The sequence below is a fragment of the Flavobacterium sp. RSSB_23 genome, from assembly GCF_051547145.1.
Classification (GTDB): domain Bacteria; phylum Bacteroidota; class Bacteroidia; order Flavobacteriales; family Flavobacteriaceae; genus Flavobacterium.
Map to the genome: position 1 here is coordinate 228,843 of NZ_JBPTTO010000001.1, position 18,629 is coordinate 247,471.

Below are 18,629 nucleotides of genomic sequence, written 5' to 3' on the forward strand. Positions count from 1 at the left end.
TTTTTTATTTCTGGGTTGAGTATTTGCTCTTTTTGTATAAATACGAAGCCGTAATCACGTGACTCAACGCATCCTTTGCCAGCTCTTTGTTCAGAGGTACTGGCGTAAAAATGGTGTCTTTTGAAACTTTAAATTGCAATGGTTCTTTGTTGGGTTGCATAATAACCACTTGGTCTTCTACTCGGAAGGCATTCACATCGTGAAACTGCATAATCGCTCTTCCTTGGGTTGTAGCAGGCAAACGGAACAGATTTCGACCTGGCATTGGCGTGATAACATTCATTCCAATTTTACTCAATGTGGTAGGTTGGATGTCAATTTGGCTACACAATTTTTCATATTTGGCATTTTTTGGAATGTTGGGACCAATCAACAAAGCGGGTATATGAAATTTATGAATAGGCACTAAATGTTTTCCGTAAGTTCTAGTATTGTGGTCGGCAATGACCAAGAAAATGGTGTTTTTGTAATAGGCCTCTTTTTTGGCTAATGCAAAAAACTTTCCAATCGCATAATCGGCATATTTCATTGCATTATGGACGGTGTTTTTAGGCTTTTCGTACAACTGAATTCGGCCATCAGGGAACTCAAATGGTTCGTGATTCGAAGAGGAGAAAACCAGCGACACAAAAGGTTTGTCTTTTAGTGTTTTGAAATACGCATTGGCTTTGACCATTACATCTTCGTCGGACCAACCCCAAGTACCGTGAAAAGCACTGGTTTTAGGGTCATATTGCGGTTCGTCAATGATGGTGCTAAAGCCGTTTCCGTTAAAAAAAGCGCCCATATTATCAAAGTTGGCCATTCCTCCATAAATAAAACTGGTGTCATATCCTTTTGCTTTCAATAAACTAGCAATGGTATAAAAGTCTTTTTGAGAGTTATTCAGTTTGACCACACTTTCTGAAGGCGAAGGCAGAAAACCAGTGACAACGGCTTCAATCCCGCGAACACTTCTAGTACCTGTCGAGTACATATTGGTAAACAGCGTTCCTTCTTTCGTCAATTTATCAAATTCTGGTGTTAGTGGTAATCCGCCCAAACTTCCCACATATTCGGCGCCTAAGCTTTCTTCCAAAATAATAACAATATTGTAAGGCTTTTGTAGCATCGTATCGGATTCACTTTTGTGAAGTAATGGAAAATTGGCATCAACAAAATCTTCTGGTTTTGCATCCATATATTTTTTTACGCGAGTAATGGCTTCTTCGGGTTTCATTTTTCCGTACATCTTATCGGAGTTTCCTTCATTCTTTAAAGAATACACAGCAAAACCAAGCGTGTAAAAGGAGTTCAATCCCAAACAATTCGTTAACTGGTCAGTAGAGAAAATAGCGTTACTAGCATTTATCGGTCTTTTGGAAGTCAAACTTGAACGCGCACCAAAAAACAACAAAAAAGCGACTAAAGGGAATAGAAGTAATTTGGTTTTATAAGACGCTTTTCCAACTCCAAAAAGCTGTTTTCTAAACCGAATTAATGCATAAATAAAGGCCGATAAGAAAACGATGGTAGCCAAAATCGAAGGCAAATAGCCTTTGTATAGCATCCCAATTACTTCTTTTGGGTAAATCAAATACTCAATGAAAAGTTGGTTAGGTCGCGTGTCGTATTGCGCAATAAAATTGGGAGTAGCCAATTCAAAGAAAAGCAACAAACTGAGAAAAAAGATAAAGTAAACCGTCAAAAAAGATTGAATTTTGAGTGCCCATTTTTCTGGAAAGACACTAATCAATACGGCTGGAAGTAGCGAAAGGTAGCACAATAATATCAAATCCATTCGGAGACCGATAGGGAAAAGATATCCGTAATTTTCGGTGGCAACCACACGTTCTTTGAATAGAAAAAATAAAACGATTCGACTTAGCATAGTGATGCATAAACCAAGTAACAAAAAGTTTATAATTGGTCGTAAGTGGGCTATTTTTTTCAAGAGAAATTAAAATTTAGTGGCGCAAAAATAAGACAAATCTTAAAGGCTAATGAGTCAACGGTTATTTTTTAAAGTAAGTATCCAAAATATTTTGGGCAGCAGCAAATGGGGAGAGGGTATTTTGCGCTACCGCTTCTTTGTTTTTTTCCAATAGCGGAACAATTTCTGGATGATTATAAAAATGGTTTTTCAAATACTCATTGATAGTCTCCAGCATCCAATATTGGTTTTGTGCAGCTCTTTTTTCAAAAAAATACTGATTGCTTTGAGTGGTTTTTATATAGCTTAAAATGGTTTCCCAAATGGTTGAAATGCCTTCTTTTGTTAGGGCACTACACGTTGAAGTAGTAGGTGTCCAACCCGATTTTTTGGCTGGGAAAAGATGCAAAGCACGGTTGAATTCCACTTTTGCCAAATTTGATTTTCGGATATTGTCGCCATCTGCTTTGTTGATGACTATCGCATCGGCCATTTCCATAATGCCTCGTTTGATGCCTTGTAATTCATCGCCAGCTCCAGCAATTTTTAGCAATAAAAAAAAGTCGACCATACTGTGCACAGCGGTTTCGCTTTGACCTACACCTACAGTTTCAATAATAATGGTGTCAAAGCCAAAAGCTTCGCACAAGGTGATGGTTTCTCTGGTTTTTCGAGCCACACCGCCCAAGGTTTCCCCAGATGCCGAGGGACGAATAAAAGCATTTTTATCTTTAACCAATTCTTCCATTCGGGTTTTGTCGCCCAAAATACTTCCGTGCGAAATGGTGCTGCTAGGGTCGACAGCGAGAACAGCCACTTTTCTACCTAAACTCGTTAAGTGTTTTCCAAAAGCTTCTATAAAAGTACTTTTTCCAACACCGGGAACTCCTGTAATACCTATTCTAACGGATTCTTTTACGTGTAACAAACACGAATTAATGACTTCGTTGGCTTGACTCAAATGCGTAGGGTTAGTGCTTTCCACTAGCGTAATTGCACGGCTCAAAGCGGTAATATTACCAGTCAAAATCCCTTGAACTAATTCCGTAGGAGTTGGTGTTTTTTTTCGAAACGATTGAATGGTGTTAGCCGCTACAGCACTAACACTTTCGGGTGAAGCAATACCCGGAATTTCGTGAAGCGCTGATTTTTTTGGATTCGTATTGGCCAAGATAAAGTTGTTTTGAGAGTAAAATTAAATAAAACTTATGATTTTTATTGTTATTGAATTTTTTTTAATTGTATTTTTGAGAAACTAAAATTAAGTGTCACAATGAATAACAAATTTTATTTAATTTTAATTGCTTCTTTAGTCTTAGGTCTTTTTGTTAAAGGTGCTAGTCAATTGTTTCATTTTGATTGGAATCATTTAAACTCTACAGCATATAATTTAGGAAGTTATACTGGATTGTTTTCGAAAACCTTTATTGGATTAGCACTCCTTGTAAGAATAGTAAATTATAAAGACTAAATATGTTTGTTTGTAAAATCATTTATAAACAAACCCTATGATTAATTTTATTAGCATCGTTGTTTTTTTTATTCTCGGATTAGCACTTCAGCGACTGCCTTCTATCCCAAAAACAACTCCGAAAAAACTCAACTGGATTGTTATTCAAATCTGTCTTCCGGCTTTGGCTTTGTATTACATTCCAAAGATTCAGTGGAATGCTCAATTGTTATACCCAATTCTAGTCGCTTGGATTATTTTTCTCTTATCTTGGTTAGTGTTTGCGCTTCTTGGGAAACATTTCGGTTGGTCCCGAAAACTCACTGGTTGTTTAATCATCTGTAGTGGTCTAAGCAATACGTCCTTTCTCGGATTTCCTATTATTACAGCCCTTTATGGCGAGAGCGGAATGAAAACTGCCATCTTAGTCGATCAGCCGGGTTCCTTTGTGGTGCTATCCACTTTAGGAATATTGGTAGCAACCTTGTATTCCAAAGGGCAAACAAGCGGGCTACAAATTGTAAAAAAAATAGCTTTTTTTCCGCCTTTTATCACCTTTGTCATCGCTTGCTTAATGAATTGCTACGATTATGAATTGCCCGCTTTCTTTCAACAAGGACTCAAAATTATTGGCGCGGGGGTTACGCCTTTGGCATTGGTTTCGGTGGGCTTGCAGTTACAATTTGATAGCAAAAGCAAGCATTGGTCTTTTTTGAGACTAGGACTTTTTTATAAATTACTTATCGCTCCAGCATTTCTTTTTTTGCTGTATGTGGTGTTATTGCAGCAACGTTCAGAGATTATTCAAGTAGCTTTGTTAGAATCCGCTATGGCGCCTATGATTACTGGTTGTATTTTGGCCGCAAGTCACGGATTAAAACCAAAATTATGCAGTATGATGATTGGTTTTGGGATTCCTATTTCCTTTTTCACCCTTCTTTTTTGGTACTTTTTAGTGCAAAATATCTAATGTTTTAGGAGCGAAACAGTTGGCTTTTTCAGGAGGCAGGTTTCCCGCTATCCACTATATCTCCTGCCTTGTTCGGTCACAAGTCAGGAGGATACCGTTCCTATCTGGGCTAGTTAGAAGCAAAGGGCTTTTGAATTAGCAAAATTATTCATTACTATAATCATCAGCCAGCCTTGTTGAATTTGGAATCAGTTGGTTGATTTTGGCATATTGCAAGAGCATAATTGTTTTGGCATCTTTAATTTCCCCAGTTTCAATCATCAAATACGCTTGTTCAAACGGAATTTCAATCACATCAATCTCTTCATGTTCTTGGTCCAATCCACCGCCACTACTTACTCTCATGCTAATATCGTATTCGCCAACAAAAAAATACAAAATTTCAGTCACAGCTCCAGGTGACATATAAGACTCAAATACTTTTCGTACAGACGAAAGACGATAACCTGTTTCCTCTTCGGTTTCACGAATGATACAAGCGACTGGGTCATCTTCGTCAAGTAAACCAGCGCATACCTCGGTTAGCATCCCAGTAGGGTTACCGTTCATATAAGTCGGTAATCGAAATTGTCGGGTCAAGACCACAGTTCCTTTGTGAATGTTGTACAATAAAATGGCGGCTCCGTTGCCTCTGTCGTACACCTCTCGTTTTTGAGTATCCCATGTGCCATCCTTTTTTTGATAATCAACAGTGACCCTGTTCAAAATATACCAATTGTCGGATAGTAATTCGGTCTTTTGGATTTTGTATTTCGGATTTGACATAGCTTTTATGGTTTTCTACTTCTATTGGTTAAGTCTTTGAATGTTGTTCCCCAATTATTATTGTTATTGTCGTTAACTAGTCCATTTTCGGTCAATAAAGCATCTTTATCATTGGCTTCTTTTTTCCAAACCCAAGCACAAACTGATAGTCCTTTTTCATAAACAAGGTCCAGAAAAGGCTTTGGATTCATTAAAACTCCTGCATTCATAGGTGCAGTTTCTCCTATAATTATCGGAATGTTTTTATTTCTCAATTGGTTCAACCGATTTTCAATTGAACTATTGCTATCCAAAAGCCATTTTTCATACGCATGAATATCAAATAAGATATTGGATTTTCCGTTAAGGAATTCATTGCCCTTATTTAATAATACACTTTCGTCTTGCCCTTGTTCCGCACAAGGCACAACGACAATATTTTTATTTCCTGTAGACCGAATTATTGCTACTAATTCATTCATGTCCTGAAGCCAAACTTGGTCGGTATAGCCATCAGTTCTGTCGTATCTGTAGGGTTCATTCCATACTTCAATCCATACATCGGGCTGGTCTTTAAGGTAAGTAGCCCATTCTTTTAATCGGGTCTTGTATTCATTCCACCAATTGGTTTGTTGTGGACTTTTCCCAGTAAAAGCGGTGTTTTGGGTGCCATCCCAACCAAAAGCGCAAATAATAGTAACTCTTTTATTTACCCTATTATCTGCTATGATATTTTCAAGCGAATATAAATAGGCTCCTGTCGCATCTTTTATTGGGCTACCCATAAGTGGTGTCTCTTTTGTATTACCTATAAATTCTCTAATAATATCTAATTTCCAGGTATTCATATCTGTACTTCCTACCCCAAATACATGAAATGCATTCGTGCCAATAAGTTGTATTGGATGCTGGTCCAAAAGAAGCTTAGTTCCCGCAATACTATATTTTGTACTGCTGACTGTAGTTGTTTCTATATCATCTTTTTTGCAAGAAAAAGCAATAAGAACCAGAAGTAGTATTAATTTTTTTTTCTTCATATTGCAAAATAGAGTTGGAATAAAAAACGCTCTGAAAATCTCAGAGCGTTCGTTGTTATTTTAAAATAGTTTGCTTTCTGTCTGGTCCAACAGAAACTATTTTTATCGGTACTTCAACCTCTTTTTCTATAAATTCAATGTATTCTTTCAATTCTTTTGGTAATTCCTCATAAGTAGTCATTCCAGTCAAATCTTGTGCCCATCCTTTGAATTCTTGGTAAACAGGAGTTACATTTTCAGGCTCAATATTGTATGGGAAATGCGCAATTTCTTGTCCTTTGTATTGATATGCAGTACAAACTTTTAAAGTATCAAAACCAGAAAGTACATCACCTTTCATCATCATCAATTGGGTTACACCGTTTACTTGAACGGCATATTTTAATGCTACTAAATCCAACCAACCACAACGTCTTTGTCTTCCAGTTACAGATCCAAATTCATTACCAATTTTTGCCATTGTTGCACCAACTTCGTCAAACAATTCAGTAGGGAATGGTCCACTACCTACACGAGTAACATAAGCTTTGAAAATTCCGTACACTTCTTTGATTTTGTTAGGAGCAATACCTAAACCTGTACAAGCTCCAGCTGCCGTAGTATTAGATGAAGTTACAAATGGATAAGTTCCAAAATCAACATCCAATAGAGAACCTTGAGCACCTTCACACAAAATAGATTTTCCTGCTTTTTGTGCTTGGTGTAAATATTCTTCACTATCAATAAAATCTAATTTTTTTAATTCTTGAATAGCTTCAAAAAATTCAGCCTCCATTTCAGCCAAGTTGTATTGAATAGCTACATCATAGAACTTAATCATTTCTTCGTGTTTGTCAGCTAGCGCTCTGTAACGATCTGCGAAATCTTCTAACTCGATATCTCCAACTCTAAGACCGTTTCTACCTGTTTTGTCCATATATGTTGGACCAATTCCTTTCAAAGTAGAACCAATTTTTGCTTTCCCTTTTGATGCTTCAGATGCTGCATCTAGTAAGCGGTGAGTTGGTAAAATTAAATGTGCTTTTCTAGAAATGATTAACTTAGATTTTATGTCTAAATTAAATTTTTCTAAACCTTCAATTTCTTTTTGAAAAACAACAGGATCAATCACTACACCATTGCCTATAATGTTTACAGAGTTTTTATGAAAAATACCAGAAGGAATAGTTCTCAAAACGTGCTTAATTCCGTCAAATTCTAGTGTGTGTCCAGCATTTGGTCCTCCTTGAAAACGGGCAATGATATCATAATTAGAGGTAAGTACGTCTACGATTTTTCCTTTTCCTTCATCCCCCCATTGTAATCCTAATAATAAATCTACGGTCATTATCTGTATTATTTGTTGTTAATTAAATGTAATTGGACAACTTATAAGTTGCCCAATTTTTTTATTTTTATGTTATTCTGTTTTCTTTTTGTTACCATACAAATACAGCGAATGGTTCGTGATTTCTATGTCAAAAATTTCTTCTATCGTCTTTTTGATTGATTGAATTCTTGGGTCACAAAACTCTATTACTTCTCCTGTATCGGTCATGATGATGTGGTCGTGTTGTTTATCGAAATACGATTTTTCGTAATGCGCTTGATTTTGTCCAAACTGATGTTTGCGCACCAAAGCACAATCTAAAAGTAATTCTATAGTATTGTATAAAGTGGCTCTACTCACACGATAGTTTTTGTTTTTCATTTTGATATACAAGTTTTCGATATCAAAATGTTCTTCACTATCGTAAATTTCCTGAAGGATAGCATAACGTTCAGGTGTTTTTCGGTGTCCTTTATTTTCAAGATACATTGTAAAAACATTTTTTACAATTTCTTGATTTTTATTGTTTTCTGTGGAGATGAGTGTCATATCTGGCAAAGATAAATTATTTTGTTTAAAGATTAAAGGCCCTAGTTTTAAAGTTTGTGATTAATTATAAATCAAAACAGTTTTAGGTATTGTAAACTCTAGTAACTTTTTCTATTCCGTCAATTTTTTTAATGTTATTAATCATTTTTTTCAAAATAGTATTGTTTTGGACCACTACTGCTACTTGACCATGAAACAGCCCTGCATTGGTGCTTAATGAAATACTTTGAATATTGACATGCATATTGTTTGAAATCACTTTTGTAAGTTGATTGGTCAGTCCAAGGACATCCATTCCTGTGATATCCAAAAGTGCTTTGAACTCCTCTTGGGTAGAATCTATCCATTTGGCACTCATGATTCTATAAGCATAGTTGGATTGCATTCCAATAGCATTAGGACAATCTTTTTTATGCACTTTTATTCCTTCATTAATTGTTACAAAACCAAAAACATCGTCACCAGGAATCGGATTACAGCATGGGGCAAGTTTATAGTCTAGTTTGTCATGTTCTGTTCCAAAAACCAATAAATCATAATTGTTGTTAATCTCAGGTTTGTGGATATCAACATCAGCTGTATTTTTTTGATTACGTTTGATTTTGTTCTTGAAGAAATTGATGATGGTATTGCTTTTCTTAGCCGCAAAATCTTTCAATTGTTGATTTTCAATAGCACCTATTCCTACTCTGTAATACAAATCCAAACTCGTTTTGAGCTTGAAGAAATTCACCAACTCGTTAGTAACCGATTCGCTCAGGTTGATTTTTAAATGTTTTAACTTACGGGTAAGAATTTCTTTTCCTTCTTCACCAATTTTTTTAGTGTTTTCGTTGAGAACGTTTTTAATTTTTGTTTTAGCTCTTGAAGTGGTCACATAATCCAACCAGTTGGCAGTTGGTTTTTGATATTGTGAAGTAATGACTTCTATTTGGTCTCCACTTTTTAGTTCGTAATTCAGTGGAACTAGTTTTCCGTTGACACGTGTTCCTCGGGTTCTAATTCCTAATTCTGAGTGAATACTAAAGGCGAAATCCAAAGAAGTAGCACCTTTGGGTAATGATTTGATTTCTCCTTTTGGGGTGAACACAAAAATTTCTTTTGAGTACAAATTCATTTTGAAATCTTCGACAAAATCTACTGCATTCGTCTCAGAATTTTCTAAAGCTTCTCTTAGTAAATTAAGCCAAACGTCTAAACCGCTTTCTTCAGTAGCGCCATTTTTATACTTGTAGTGTGCTGCATATCCTTTTTCTGCAATTTCGTCCATCCTTTCACTTCGCACCTGCACTTCAACCCAGCGCCCTCTTGGTCCCATAACAGTAATGTGTAAAGCTTCATAGCCTGTAGATTTTGGCGATGAAATCCAATCTCTCAAACGGCTTGGGCTTGGTCTGTAATGGTCGGTAACAATCGAATAGATTTTCCATGCCAAAAACTTCTCTTCATTTGGCTCTGATTTGTATACGATTCTGAGTGCAAATTTGTCATAGACTTCATCAAAACTTACATTTTGTGCACGCATTTTTCTACGAATAGAGTAGATAGATTTTGGTCTGCCTTTGATTATATAATCAATTCCTTCTTTGTCTAAGGAATCTTTTAAAATATCTGAGATATCTTTAATGTAAGCATCTTGCTCTTCTTTAGTCTCTTTTATTTTGCTAACAATTTCATTGTAAATCTCGGGTTCGGTATATTTTAAACCCAAATCTTCTAACTTGGTTTTGATGTTGTATAATCCCAAACGGTGAGCCAAAGGAGCGTAAATGTAAAGCGTTTCGGAAGCGATTTTGGTCTGTTTGTCCTCGCGCATTGAGTCCATAGTCTGCATATTGTGCAAACGGTCAGCAAGTTTAATCAAGATTACACGTACGTCATCATTCAAAGTCAGAATCATTTTTCTGAAATTCTCAGCTTGAATAGAGGCGTTTAGGTCTTTTTGAACCAAAGAAATTTTAGTAAGTCCTTCGACCAATTGCGCAACTTTTGGATTAAAAAGTTTTTCAATGTCGTGTACTGTAATGGGAGTATCTTCTACCACATCATGAAGCAATGCAGCAGCAATAGAGGTGGCACCTAAACCAATTTCCGAAGCTACAATTTTGGCCACAGCAATAGGGTGGAAAATATAAGCTTCTCCTGATTTTCTTCTTTGGTCTTTGTGTGCGTCTACGGCTACATCAAAGGCTTTTCGAATCAGTTTTTTATCGGTAGGTGTTAAGGTTTGGTAGCTGATACGCAATAATTCTTTATATTCTTGCGCAATCGCTTTGTTTTCTTTTTCTATTTCTAATTCTGTCATAACGGCATGGTTCAATTTCTAAAACTAAGCAATAAATACCAGATTTGCAAGGCGAAATTGACTAATAAAGTTTATTTAAGAGCTTTTAAAAGTAATTTGTCCGATAAAAAAATACCATCATTTTTTATCGGACAAAAATAAAATATTTGTTGACGACTAATTGACTCTTTTGAAGTCTAAGTCTTGAAAATCATAACTAAAATCCGTTAATTCTGAAATTGGTTTCATTTTGATGCCAATCGTTTTTCCTGAAGCATCATTTTCTAAGAATAAATGGGCATCGGCATTAAAAAAGGCATTGTTCCATTTTACTACCAAATTGCCAGATTTATAAAAGAAAACTTCGCCAGCCAATTGTGGAGAACGTTTCGATTGAAAGTAAATTTTTCCTTTCTTTTCTGAAAGTTCAATAGTGCCAAACCAATTGTCTTTGTAGGTTCCAAGAACAGACTTCCAATCGGTTTTTACTTTGTCTTTCTTGTTCTTTGCTACAGTAGTCCAGACTTCTTCGGTTACTTTGTCGGCAGTAGCAACATTGGCTTTGATTCGATTATGATACAGCGTTACATAGTCTTGAGCAGGAATGCCTAAATAGCTATCTTTAATTGTGTTGGTTATGGCGGTAAATGCGGCACCTTCTTGTTGATTGGTCAAAACTACTATCCCTAATTGCAACTCAGGAAGTAAAGTAACTTGAGTAACATTGCCTTCTAATCCTCCAGTATGAGATGCTTGTTTGTAGCCTTTAACATCATTCAAAAACCAGCCCAATCCGTAACCATTAAAATGGGTGTTGTAGGGCGGGCGAGTTACTGCTGGAATGATGGTTTGCAATTGCCACATTTCATTCTGCTGCGCTTCAGAGAATAATGCTTTGTTTTCTGGTCCGTATTTCCCTTTATTGAGTTGTAAAAGTACCCATTTACTCAAGTCATTTACGCTAGAATAAATACCTGCCGCTCCATCAAATAGTTGGTTGGTATAAGGCTTGATTACTTTTAGTTGGCCATTTACAGGAACGTGAGGAGTAATAACGTTTGTAGTGTCTTTTAACCTTTTGTAGGAGGCTACACTATAGTTCATTTCTAGTGGTTTCATCATACGTTGTTCAACAAAGTCAGCCCAACTCAATTGACTTACTTTGTGAATAATTTCGCCAGCCACGATGTACAAAAGATTGTCATAATCAAATTTGGTTCTAAATCCAGAAACGGGTTTTAAGTACTGCAAATTTTCGATGATATCTTTTGAAGTAAAATCGCTTCCGTCAGGCCAAATCATTAAATCGCCTGCTCCAAGTCCTAAACCGCTTCGATGGGTTACTAAATCTCGAATCGTAAATTCGTTCGTAACATAGTCGTTGTACATTTTAAAATTGGGCAAGTACTGAATTACCTTATCGTCCCATTGTAGCTTTCCTTCTTCAATAAGCATCGCTAATGCAGCTGTGGTAAAGGCTTTACTGTTGGAAGCAATCCCGAATAAGGTGTTGCCATCCACTTTTTCTTTGGTCAAAATCGATTTTACGCCATATCCTTTGGAGTGGATTACTTTGCCATCTTTCACTACTGCCACGGCAATTCCAGGCACATTGAAGGTTTGAATGGCTTTCTCAGTAACTTGGTCAATTTGCTCTGAGGTAATTTGAGCAAAAGTGCTGAAACTAAATACAGAAAGTAAGAGCAGCAAAAAATAATATTTTTTCATGTTGTTAAGTGTTGTGTTGTTCAATAATCAATCAATATTTTTTTTAAAATCCTCTTTGTCGTTTGGCCTCGAAAATCAAAATAGCCGCTGCAACCGAAACGTTCATAGAATCAATTTCACCTTGCATCGGGATAATGATGTTTTGTGTAGCTGCATCACGCCATTCTTGTGTCAATCCTGTAGCTTCTGTTCCCACTACCAAAGCTGTTGGAGTGGTGTAATTTTCAAGATGATAGCTATTGGAGTTTTGTAAAGTAGCGCAATAAAAACTAATATTTCTTTCTTTCAAAAAGGCAATAATTTCAGCGGTACTGCCTGTGGCGATTTGGTTGGTAAACAAACAACCGACGCTCGAACGAACGATATTAGGGTTGTACAAATCACTTTTCGGATTGGCAATGATTACGGCGTCCAAATTAGCAGCATCTGCCGTTCGTAATAATGCGCCAATATTGCCTGGTTTTTCTGGAGCTTCTGCTACCAAAATCAAAGGGTTTTTCGAAAGCTTCAAATCCGATAATAAAGTCGATTTGGTTTTGGCTACAGCCAAGACACCTTCAGTTGAATCTCTGTAAGCTAGTTTTTCATAAACGGCTGAAGTAATTTCTATTAGTTCAGCATTTGGAGCCAATTGTTTGGTTTGGTTTTCTGAACAAATTTCGGGAACAAACAATAAGGTTTCAATTTCGTATCCGCCTTTTATGGCAATGCTAATTTCTCTTTGCCCTTCAATCAAGAAAGTGCCCGTTTGCTTGCGAGCTTTGGCTTTTTCTTGCAATAAAACCAAGGATTTGATATACGGATTCTGTATGGAAGTAATTTGTTTCAAGCTTTTTTTTAATGACAAATATACATAGAGTATTACTTAGATTAAACTTGAATTGGCATATTTAAAGAATACTGCATTTATTTAATAAGTATTTCTTTAATTTTGTTTTCTTCAAAAAGAAACAAGATTGTTTAAGTGATTAACAAATAAAAGAAGCGTGTTTTATTTACTAGATATTATTGGGACTATGGCTTTTGCTTTATCGGGAGCACTTACGGCAATGAACAAAAGATTGGACCCTTTTGGGATATTGATTATTGCCTTTGTCACGGCAGTAGGTGGAGGAACGCTGAGAGATGTTCTTATTGGTAGAACTCCCGTGGGTTGGATGCTCAATCTCAATTATGTTTATGTAATTTTCATTGGCTATATTTTGGCGATTCTTTTCAGAAAAAGATTCGATAAGTTGCGTAAATCATTGTTCCTTTTTGATACTATTGGTTTGGGAGTCTTTACGCTTATTGGTCTAGAAAAAGGAATTAGCATTGGTTTGCATCCTATTATTTGTACCGCTTTGGGAACAATGACGGCTTGTTTTGGTGGGGTCATTCGAGATATTTTGTGTAATGAAATTCCAGTTATTTTCAGAAAAGAGATTTACGCTACGATTTGTATTTTGGGAGGTATTGTTTTTTTTATGCTAAAAAGAGGCAACTTTCCAGATGAATTAATTCAGTTAGTAACATCTTTGGTAATTATCATTGTTCGATTGTTGGTGGTCAAATTCAATTGGTCGTTGCCTACATTGGATTTAAAATTGAAATAAAAGTGAAAAATTATAGTGTAAGGCCTTATCAAGAAAGCGATTATGAGCTTTGGAACACCTTTGTGAGTGCCGCTAAAAATGCTACATTTTTGTTTCATAGGGATTTTATGGAGTACCATAAAGAGAGATTTGACGACTTTTCATTGTTAGTATTTGATAAAGTTAAATTGGTCGCAGTCTTACCCGCCAATAGAGTAGATAACAAGGTATATTCACATCAAGGATTGACATACGGCGGATTGGTGTATGCTTCCAAATTAAAAATAGAAAAGATAGAAACGATTCTGGATTTGTTGTTTGATTTTTTCAAGAGCAAGCGGATAGAACATTTTTATTTACATCCAATTCCAACGTTTTATTTAGGACAAGGCAATGCAGCAATTGACTTTTTTTTGATGAAAAAAGGAGCGCAATTGTACCGAAAAGAAATGAATATGGTCGCACATTTGCCTCAAGAGATTCCAATTTCTAAAAGTAAATTAAAGCATTTTAGACGGACAGAAGTATTAGGATTGAGAGTAGTAGAAGAAACTAATTTTCAGCCTTTTTGGGAAAAAATTCTAGAGCCAAGATTAGTAGAAAAATACGATGCAAAACCAGTTCATAGCTTAGCAGAAATTCAATTGCTTCACGAAAGTTTTCCCAAAAATATCAAACAATTTTCAGCTTATTTAGAGGATAAAATTGTCGCAGGAATCACCATTTTTGAATTTGAAAACGGAGTAAAATCGCAGTACGGTGCCACTTCCAAAAAAGGTGAAAAATACCGCGCCTTGGATTTTTTATTCATTTCTTTACTAGATATTTTTCAAAAAAGAGGTAAACTTTTTTTTGATATGGGAATTGTAAATGACTCTGGCGAAAAAGGATTTCATAGCGGCTTATTACAGCAAAAAGAAGAATTGGGTTGCACGGTATGGAGTCAGGATTTTTATAAAATCACCTTAAAATGATACGATTTTTAGACTTAAAAAAAATAAACGAGCGATATGAAACGGCATTTCAAGACACATTGAAATTGGTTTTGGAGCGTGGTTGGTATATTTTAGGTAAAGAAGTCGAAACCTTCGAGAATAATTTTGCGACCTATTGTAAAGCCCAATATTGTGTGAGTGTGGGCAATGGTTTGGATGCTTTAATTTTGATTTTTAAAGGCTATATCCAATTAGGTAAATTGCAAAAAGGGGATGAGGTTATTGTGCCAGCCAATACTTATATTGCAAGTATTTTAGCTATTCTAGCTGCTGATTTGGTTCCTGTTTTGGTCGAACCCAAATTAGAAACCTACAATATTAACCCTGATTTGATTCCAGAAAAAATAACGCCAAAGACCAAAGCTATTTTGGCGGTTCATTTGTATGGTCAATTGGCTGAAATGGAACGAATTAATGCTATCGCCACAGAACATAGTTTGATTGTTGTGGAAGATGCGGCTCAGGCTCACGGGATTGAAAGAAATTCCAATTTTGAAATTCCAAATTCCAAAACCGAACTATGGGCTGTTGCCTACAGTTTTTATCCGAGTAAAAATTTAGGAGCTTTGGGCGATGGAGGAGCGGTTGTTACCAATGATGCTCAATTGGCGAAAGTGATACAATCCCTTCGTAATTATGGTTCCGAAACAAAATATCAAAACGAGTTTATCGGTGTTAATTCAAGATTGGATGAAATTCAAGCTGCTTTTTTGAACCTGAAATTATCTAATTTAGATACAGATAATGATAAGCGAAGAAGTATTGCCAAACGCTATTTGACCGAAATAAAAAACGATAAAATCATCTTGCCATTTTGGGATTTTTCAAAGAATCATGTTTTTCATCTATTTGTGATTCGAACTTCAAGAAGGGCTGAATTACAAGTCTATTTACAACAACACGGCATCGAAACTGCGATTCATTATCCGATTCCACCACACAAGCAAAAGGCTTTGGAGCAAATGAATGCACTCTCGTTTCCCATCACTGAGAAGATACACGAGGAGGTTTTGAGTATTCCGCTACATCCAGCTCTAGAGGATGAAGAAGTTAGTGCTATTATCAATGCATTAAACCAATATTAATGAGTATTTTTTCTAAAATAAAAGTATTTTGTTTTGTGAACTTACGCATCATTAAGTACAAATTGTTATCGGATTGTAAGAGAGTTTCAGGAAGCCCAGTAAAACATCATCCTTTATTGCTAAAAGGAGAAGGACAGATTTCATTTGGGAAAAATGTGCAAATTGGTGTTTTTTCTTCACCCAATTTTTATTCTCATTACACCTACTTAGAAGCCAGATACAGAGAATCAGAGATTGTAATCGGCTCAAATGTTGCCATAAATAATGCTTTTTCGGTTGTTGCTTACGCAAAAGTAACCATTGGTAATGAGGTGCTAATTGGAGTCAATTGTTCTATTATGGACAATGATGGACATCAATTGGCTTTTGATAAACGAAACGAATCTCCAGTTGGGCATTCTGTTGTTATAGAAAATAATGTTTTTATTGGTTCTAATGTAACAATCCTTAAAGGAGTAACTGTTGGAGAAAATGCAGTGGTAGGAAATGGAACTGTAGTGACTCGGAATGTGCCAAAAAATGCAATTGTTGCGGGTAATCCTGCTCGTATAATAAGAATGTTGCCACATTGAAATTACTAAAAGAAAATACGCTACTCAGAGTGTTAACTCTAAATTCCTTCTCAATGGGAACTACTTTTGTATTGGGATTTATCTCGAACAAGGTGGTTGCGGTTTTTTTAGGACCTTCTGGAATGGCCATATTGGGCAATTTCAGAAATCTGGGTGCGATGCTAAAGTCTGTTGCAACGCTTGGTATTAGTACTTCTTTGGTAAAATTAGTAGCTGAGAACAAAGAAAATAAAAAAGCACTTTCGGAATTGTATGCTACTTTTCTATCCGTTTTTTTTATTATTTCTTCTTTATTAGCCATTGGGGTTTTCTGTTTTGCGGAGACTATCGGACAGCTTTTGTTTCATTCCAGCCAATGGACTACTCCAATCCGAATAGTAGGTTTGTCTTTGCCTTTGGTCTTGCTTAATACGTTTTGGTTAGCCATTTATAATGGTTTGGAACAGTTCAAAACTATTGTTTTGGTGCAATTGGTTTCTTCTGTTTTGGTTTTTTTGGTTACCATAAGCTTGATTTATTTTCATTCCATTAGTGGTGCGGTATGGGCGATTGCTTTAAGTGAATTATTGATGGTTCTTGCTACTTTAGTTTTTGTAATAAAAGACAAACGCCTTTTTCAATTTCATTTTCGGTTTTTTATTAAAAAAGAATACGCGACGGCCATTCAAAAGTTTTCTGCAATGGCTTTACTTACGGCCATTATTGCTCCGTTGACACTGCTTTTGATACGGAATGCAATTACTGCAAATTATTCTTTAGCAGAAGCTGGTTTTTGGGAAGCCACCACCAAATTATCTAGTTTTTATATGCTTTTTTTTACTTCGGGATTATCATTGTATTATATGCCAAAATTAGCGTCATTGTCAACCGAGGACGCTTTTAAACACGAAGTAAAGGTGTACTTTTCGTCTTTTGTTCCTTTGTTTTTAGTAATGTTGTTGGTTTTGTTTTTTACCAAAGAATGGATTTTGAAGTGGGTATTTACCCCTGAATTTTTGAAGTTACAATCGGTATTGATTTGGCAATTTTTAGGCGATTTTTTTAAAATACTAACTTTAGCTTTTGGCTACCAAATTTTGGTCAAAGCACGACTCAAAGTTTATTTTTTTCTTGAAATAACTTTTAACCTGAGCTATTTACTAATATCACTGTATTGGATAAAAACTCGGGGATATGAAGGAGCGATTCAAGCGTATTGCTACGCTAGCGCCTTAGGTTTTGTATTGATTTTGTTAGTGTTTAGAAAACTCTTTTTACCGAAGAGTTAAAGTTTCCAAGCCGCAAGATATTGTTCTGCGATTTTTGTATAATGATGTTCTTTTTCTATGAATGCTCTTGCTCGTTCTCCCATTTCCTTTAGTTTGCTTGGGTTTTCGATTAAATGGGATAATTGGTTCACAAGGTAATCTTTATCTGGTATTGTGTGAATTGCTACACTTTCATTTAAACCATAATAATTGATAAACGCCTCGCTAGCGCCCGTAAAAACTACTTTTCCTTTTGCCATAGCTTCCAAAGCGTTATACCCTTGGTCCATAGCATAGATTTGGTCCAGCACGATATGTGCTTTATTGTACAGGCTGATGTAGATTTCATAGGGTTGGTTTTCGCAAATAGAGATACGAACTTTGTTACCGTATTTTTTCTCAATTTCGGCCAATGCTTTTTCAAAATAAGGTATTCCTTTTTTAATGTAACTCCCTCGATTAATACCTAAGAAAATCACGATGGGTTCAAGATTGCTTATGGCTTCAAAAGGAATCTTTTCACAATTGACTGGATTAGGAATCAAGGGGGCATTGAATCCCATACGTTCCATCGGAATTTTATAATCCATATCGGAAGTCGTCATCGATTGACAATTTTGTGCTAACCATTCGAAGGTTTTTCGGTACTGAGGTTTGGTGTATTTTAGAGGGTAATAAAAATGATTTTTGAGTGTAGCATCTTCAAAAAAAGGAGTCAAAATAGAATAGGGCAATTCTTTTTTTAGCAAATAATCAATAATTGGCGTTTCGTCTCCGCAAACTACTAAACTTCGGTTTTTTACATTTTGAAATAACTTGCGATATAGAAATCTCGAAACCCAAGGAAAAGTGGCTAATGCATCTGAATTGATGAGTTGCACATGGTCAAATTTATTAAGTTTTGGAAGTAAAAAGTAAAAACGAATCGCATGTTCTATCTGCTCCATTTCAATTCGAGTTACACTGTAAATAAGGTTTCTTATTTTCTTAAAAAACCAATTACAATTGGTGATTTTGGCTCGAAACGAATAATCAGAAGGGAAGTTTTTGAAAGCATCACCCGAGGCTACAAGTACGACTTCATGACCCAATGCCACCAAGCCTTCTTTTAAAGAATTGTGCAACCTGCTGTATTCACCAATCAAAAGTATTTTCATTTACAAACCCTATTTT

17 protein-coding genes are annotated in these 18,629 nt (G+C 35.9%); 7 read left to right on the forward strand and 10 right to left on the reverse strand.

The annotated features are described in order from the left end of the window. Positions 1-4: 4 nt before the first annotated feature. Both ACSVH9_RS01110 and meaB read right to left on the reverse strand, forming a co-directional pair. Positions 5-1,933, reverse strand: coding sequence for an LTA synthase family protein (locus tag ACSVH9_RS01110; protein WP_438062095.1), 1,929 nt, complete (start codon positions 1,931-1,933; stop codon positions 5-7). Positions 1,934-1,994: 61 nt separating this feature from the next. Next, positions 1,995-3,083 (reverse strand): methylmalonyl Co-A mutase-associated GTPase MeaB, encoded by a 1,089-nt coding sequence (gene meaB / locus ACSVH9_RS01115; RefSeq protein WP_438062096.1) that lies wholly within the window; start codon positions 3,081-3,083, stop codon positions 1,995-1,997. A gap of 102 nt (positions 3,084-3,185) precedes the next feature. Between meaB and ACSVH9_RS01120 the strand changes: the two genes are divergently transcribed. Continuing rightward, positions 3,186-3,383 (forward strand): hypothetical protein, encoded by a 198-nt coding sequence (locus ACSVH9_RS01120; protein WP_438062097.1) that lies wholly within the window; start codon positions 3,186-3,188, stop codon positions 3,381-3,383. A 37-nt stretch (positions 3,384-3,420) separates the two neighbouring features. Continuing rightward, positions 3,421-4,332 (forward strand): AEC family transporter, encoded by a 912-nt coding sequence (locus ACSVH9_RS01125; protein WP_438062098.1) that lies wholly within the window; start codon positions 3,421-3,423, stop codon positions 4,330-4,332. 144 nt (positions 4,333-4,476) lie between these two features. Here ACSVH9_RS01125 and nudK read toward each other — a convergent pair whose 3' ends face one another. From nudK to ACSVH9_RS01160, 7 genes are all read right to left on the reverse strand, one after another. Then, positions 4,477-5,097, reverse strand: coding sequence for a GDP-mannose pyrophosphatase NudK (gene nudK / locus ACSVH9_RS01130; RefSeq protein ID WP_438062099.1), 621 nt, complete (start codon positions 5,095-5,097; stop codon positions 4,477-4,479). Between the two features lie 5 nt (positions 5,098-5,102). Further along, positions 5,103-6,113, reverse strand: coding sequence for a cellulase family glycosylhydrolase (locus tag ACSVH9_RS01135; protein WP_438062100.1), 1,011 nt, complete (start codon positions 6,111-6,113; stop codon positions 5,103-5,105). A gap of 55 nt (positions 6,114-6,168) precedes the next feature. Further along, complete coding sequence (locus tag ACSVH9_RS01140) at positions 6,169-7,440, reverse strand: adenylosuccinate synthase (RefSeq protein ID WP_315140097.1); 1,272 nt, start codon at positions 7,438-7,440, stop codon at positions 6,169-6,171. Positions 7,441-7,512: 72 nt separating this feature from the next. Then, a complete protein-coding gene (locus ACSVH9_RS01145; protein WP_159683011.1) occupies positions 7,513-7,971 on the reverse strand; it encodes a Fur family transcriptional regulator in 459 nt (152 codons plus the stop codon). An 82-nt stretch (positions 7,972-8,053) separates the two neighbouring features. Then, positions 8,054-10,276, reverse strand: coding sequence for a RelA/SpoT family protein (locus ACSVH9_RS01150; RefSeq protein ID WP_438062101.1), 2,223 nt, complete (start codon positions 10,274-10,276; stop codon positions 8,054-8,056). A 156-nt stretch (positions 10,277-10,432) separates the two neighbouring features. After that, the gene (locus ACSVH9_RS01155; protein ID WP_438062102.1) at positions 10,433-11,983 is read right to left on the reverse strand and encodes a serine hydrolase; all 1,551 of its coding nucleotides are present in this window, start codon (positions 11,981-11,983) and stop codon (positions 10,433-10,435) included. A gap of 43 nt (positions 11,984-12,026) precedes the next feature. Beyond that, complete coding sequence (locus tag ACSVH9_RS01160) at positions 12,027-12,812, reverse strand: TrmH family RNA methyltransferase (protein WP_438062103.1); 786 nt, start codon at positions 12,810-12,812, stop codon at positions 12,027-12,029. Positions 12,813-12,969: 157 nt separating this feature from the next. Here ACSVH9_RS01160 and ACSVH9_RS01165 point away from each other — a divergent pair, with 157 nt between their 5' ends. The 5 genes from ACSVH9_RS01165 to ACSVH9_RS01185 are packed head-to-tail and all read left to right on the forward strand — an operon-like array spanning position 12,970 to position 17,477. Then, complete coding sequence (locus tag ACSVH9_RS01165) at positions 12,970-13,578, forward strand: trimeric intracellular cation channel family protein (RefSeq protein ID WP_438062104.1); 609 nt, start codon at positions 12,970-12,972, stop codon at positions 13,576-13,578. 2 nt (positions 13,579-13,580) lie between these two features. Continuing rightward, the gene (locus tag ACSVH9_RS01170; protein WP_438062105.1) at positions 13,581-14,531 is read left to right on the forward strand and encodes a FemAB family protein; all 951 of its coding nucleotides are present in this window, start codon (positions 13,581-13,583) and stop codon (positions 14,529-14,531) included. After that, positions 14,528-15,637, forward strand: a complete 1,110-nt coding sequence (locus tag ACSVH9_RS01175; RefSeq protein WP_438062106.1) for a DegT/DnrJ/EryC1/StrS family aminotransferase — start codon at positions 14,528-14,530, stop codon at positions 15,635-15,637. Before ACSVH9_RS01170 ends, ACSVH9_RS01175 begins: the two co-directional genes overlap by 4 nt. Next, the gene (locus tag ACSVH9_RS01180) at positions 15,637-16,209 is read left to right on the forward strand and encodes an acyltransferase (RefSeq protein ID WP_438062107.1); all 573 of its coding nucleotides are present in this window, start codon (positions 15,637-15,639) and stop codon (positions 16,207-16,209) included. Before ACSVH9_RS01175 ends, ACSVH9_RS01180 begins: the two co-directional genes overlap by 1 nt. A 53-nt stretch (positions 16,210-16,262) precedes the next feature. Further along, positions 16,263-17,477 carry an O-antigen translocase gene (locus ACSVH9_RS01185; protein WP_438062108.1) on the forward strand — a complete coding sequence of 405 codons (1,215 nt, stop codon included), beginning with the start codon at positions 16,263-16,265 and terminating at the stop codon, positions 17,475-17,477. Here the strand turns inward: ACSVH9_RS01185 and ACSVH9_RS01190 are convergent. Beyond that, a complete protein-coding gene (locus ACSVH9_RS01190) occupies positions 17,474-18,613 on the reverse strand; it encodes a glycosyltransferase family protein (protein WP_438062109.1) in 1,140 nt (379 codons plus the stop codon). The two genes, ACSVH9_RS01185 and ACSVH9_RS01190, sit on opposite strands and share 4 nt — an antisense overlap. Positions 18,614-18,629 lie beyond the last annotated feature (16 nt).

Bases quoted from the DNA above. Each gene is read 5' to 3' on its own strand.
- nudK (WP_438062099.1), bottom strand. From the start codon at position 5,097: ATGTCAAATCCGAAATACAAAATCCAAAAGACCGAATTACTATCCGAC.
- ACSVH9_RS01150 (WP_438062101.1), bottom strand. From the start codon at position 10,276: ATGACAGAATTAGAAATAGAAAAAGAAAACAAAGCGATTGCGCAAGAA.
- ACSVH9_RS01135 (WP_438062100.1), bottom strand. From the start codon at position 6,113: ATGAAGAAAAAAAAATTAATACTACTTCTGGTTCTTATTGCTTTTTCT.
- ACSVH9_RS01140 (WP_315140097.1), bottom strand. From the start codon at position 7,440: ATGACCGTAGATTTATTATTAGGATTACAATGGGGGGATGAAGGAAAA.
- ACSVH9_RS01190 (WP_438062109.1), bottom strand. From the start codon at position 18,613: ATGAAAATACTTTTGATTGGTGAATACAGCAGGTTGCACAATTCTTTA.
- ACSVH9_RS01155 (WP_438062102.1), bottom strand. From the start codon at position 11,983: ATGAAAAAATATTATTTTTTGCTGCTCTTACTTTCTGTATTTAGTTTC.
- ACSVH9_RS01185 (WP_438062108.1), top strand. From the start codon at position 16,263: ATGGGAACTACTTTTGTATTGGGATTTATCTCGAACAAGGTGGTTGCG.
- ACSVH9_RS01175 (WP_438062106.1), top strand. From the start codon at position 14,528: ATGATACGATTTTTAGACTTAAAAAAAATAAACGAGCGATATGAAACG.
- ACSVH9_RS01125 (WP_438062098.1), top strand. From the start codon at position 3,421: ATGATTAATTTTATTAGCATCGTTGTTTTTTTTATTCTCGGATTAGCA.
- ACSVH9_RS01120 (WP_438062097.1), top strand. From the start codon at position 3,186: ATGAATAACAAATTTTATTTAATTTTAATTGCTTCTTTAGTCTTAGGT.
- ACSVH9_RS01145 (WP_159683011.1), bottom strand. From the start codon at position 7,971: ATGACACTCATCTCCACAGAAAACAATAAAAATCAAGAAATTGTAAAA.
- ACSVH9_RS01180 (WP_438062107.1), top strand. From the start codon at position 15,637: ATGAGTATTTTTTCTAAAATAAAAGTATTTTGTTTTGTGAACTTACGC.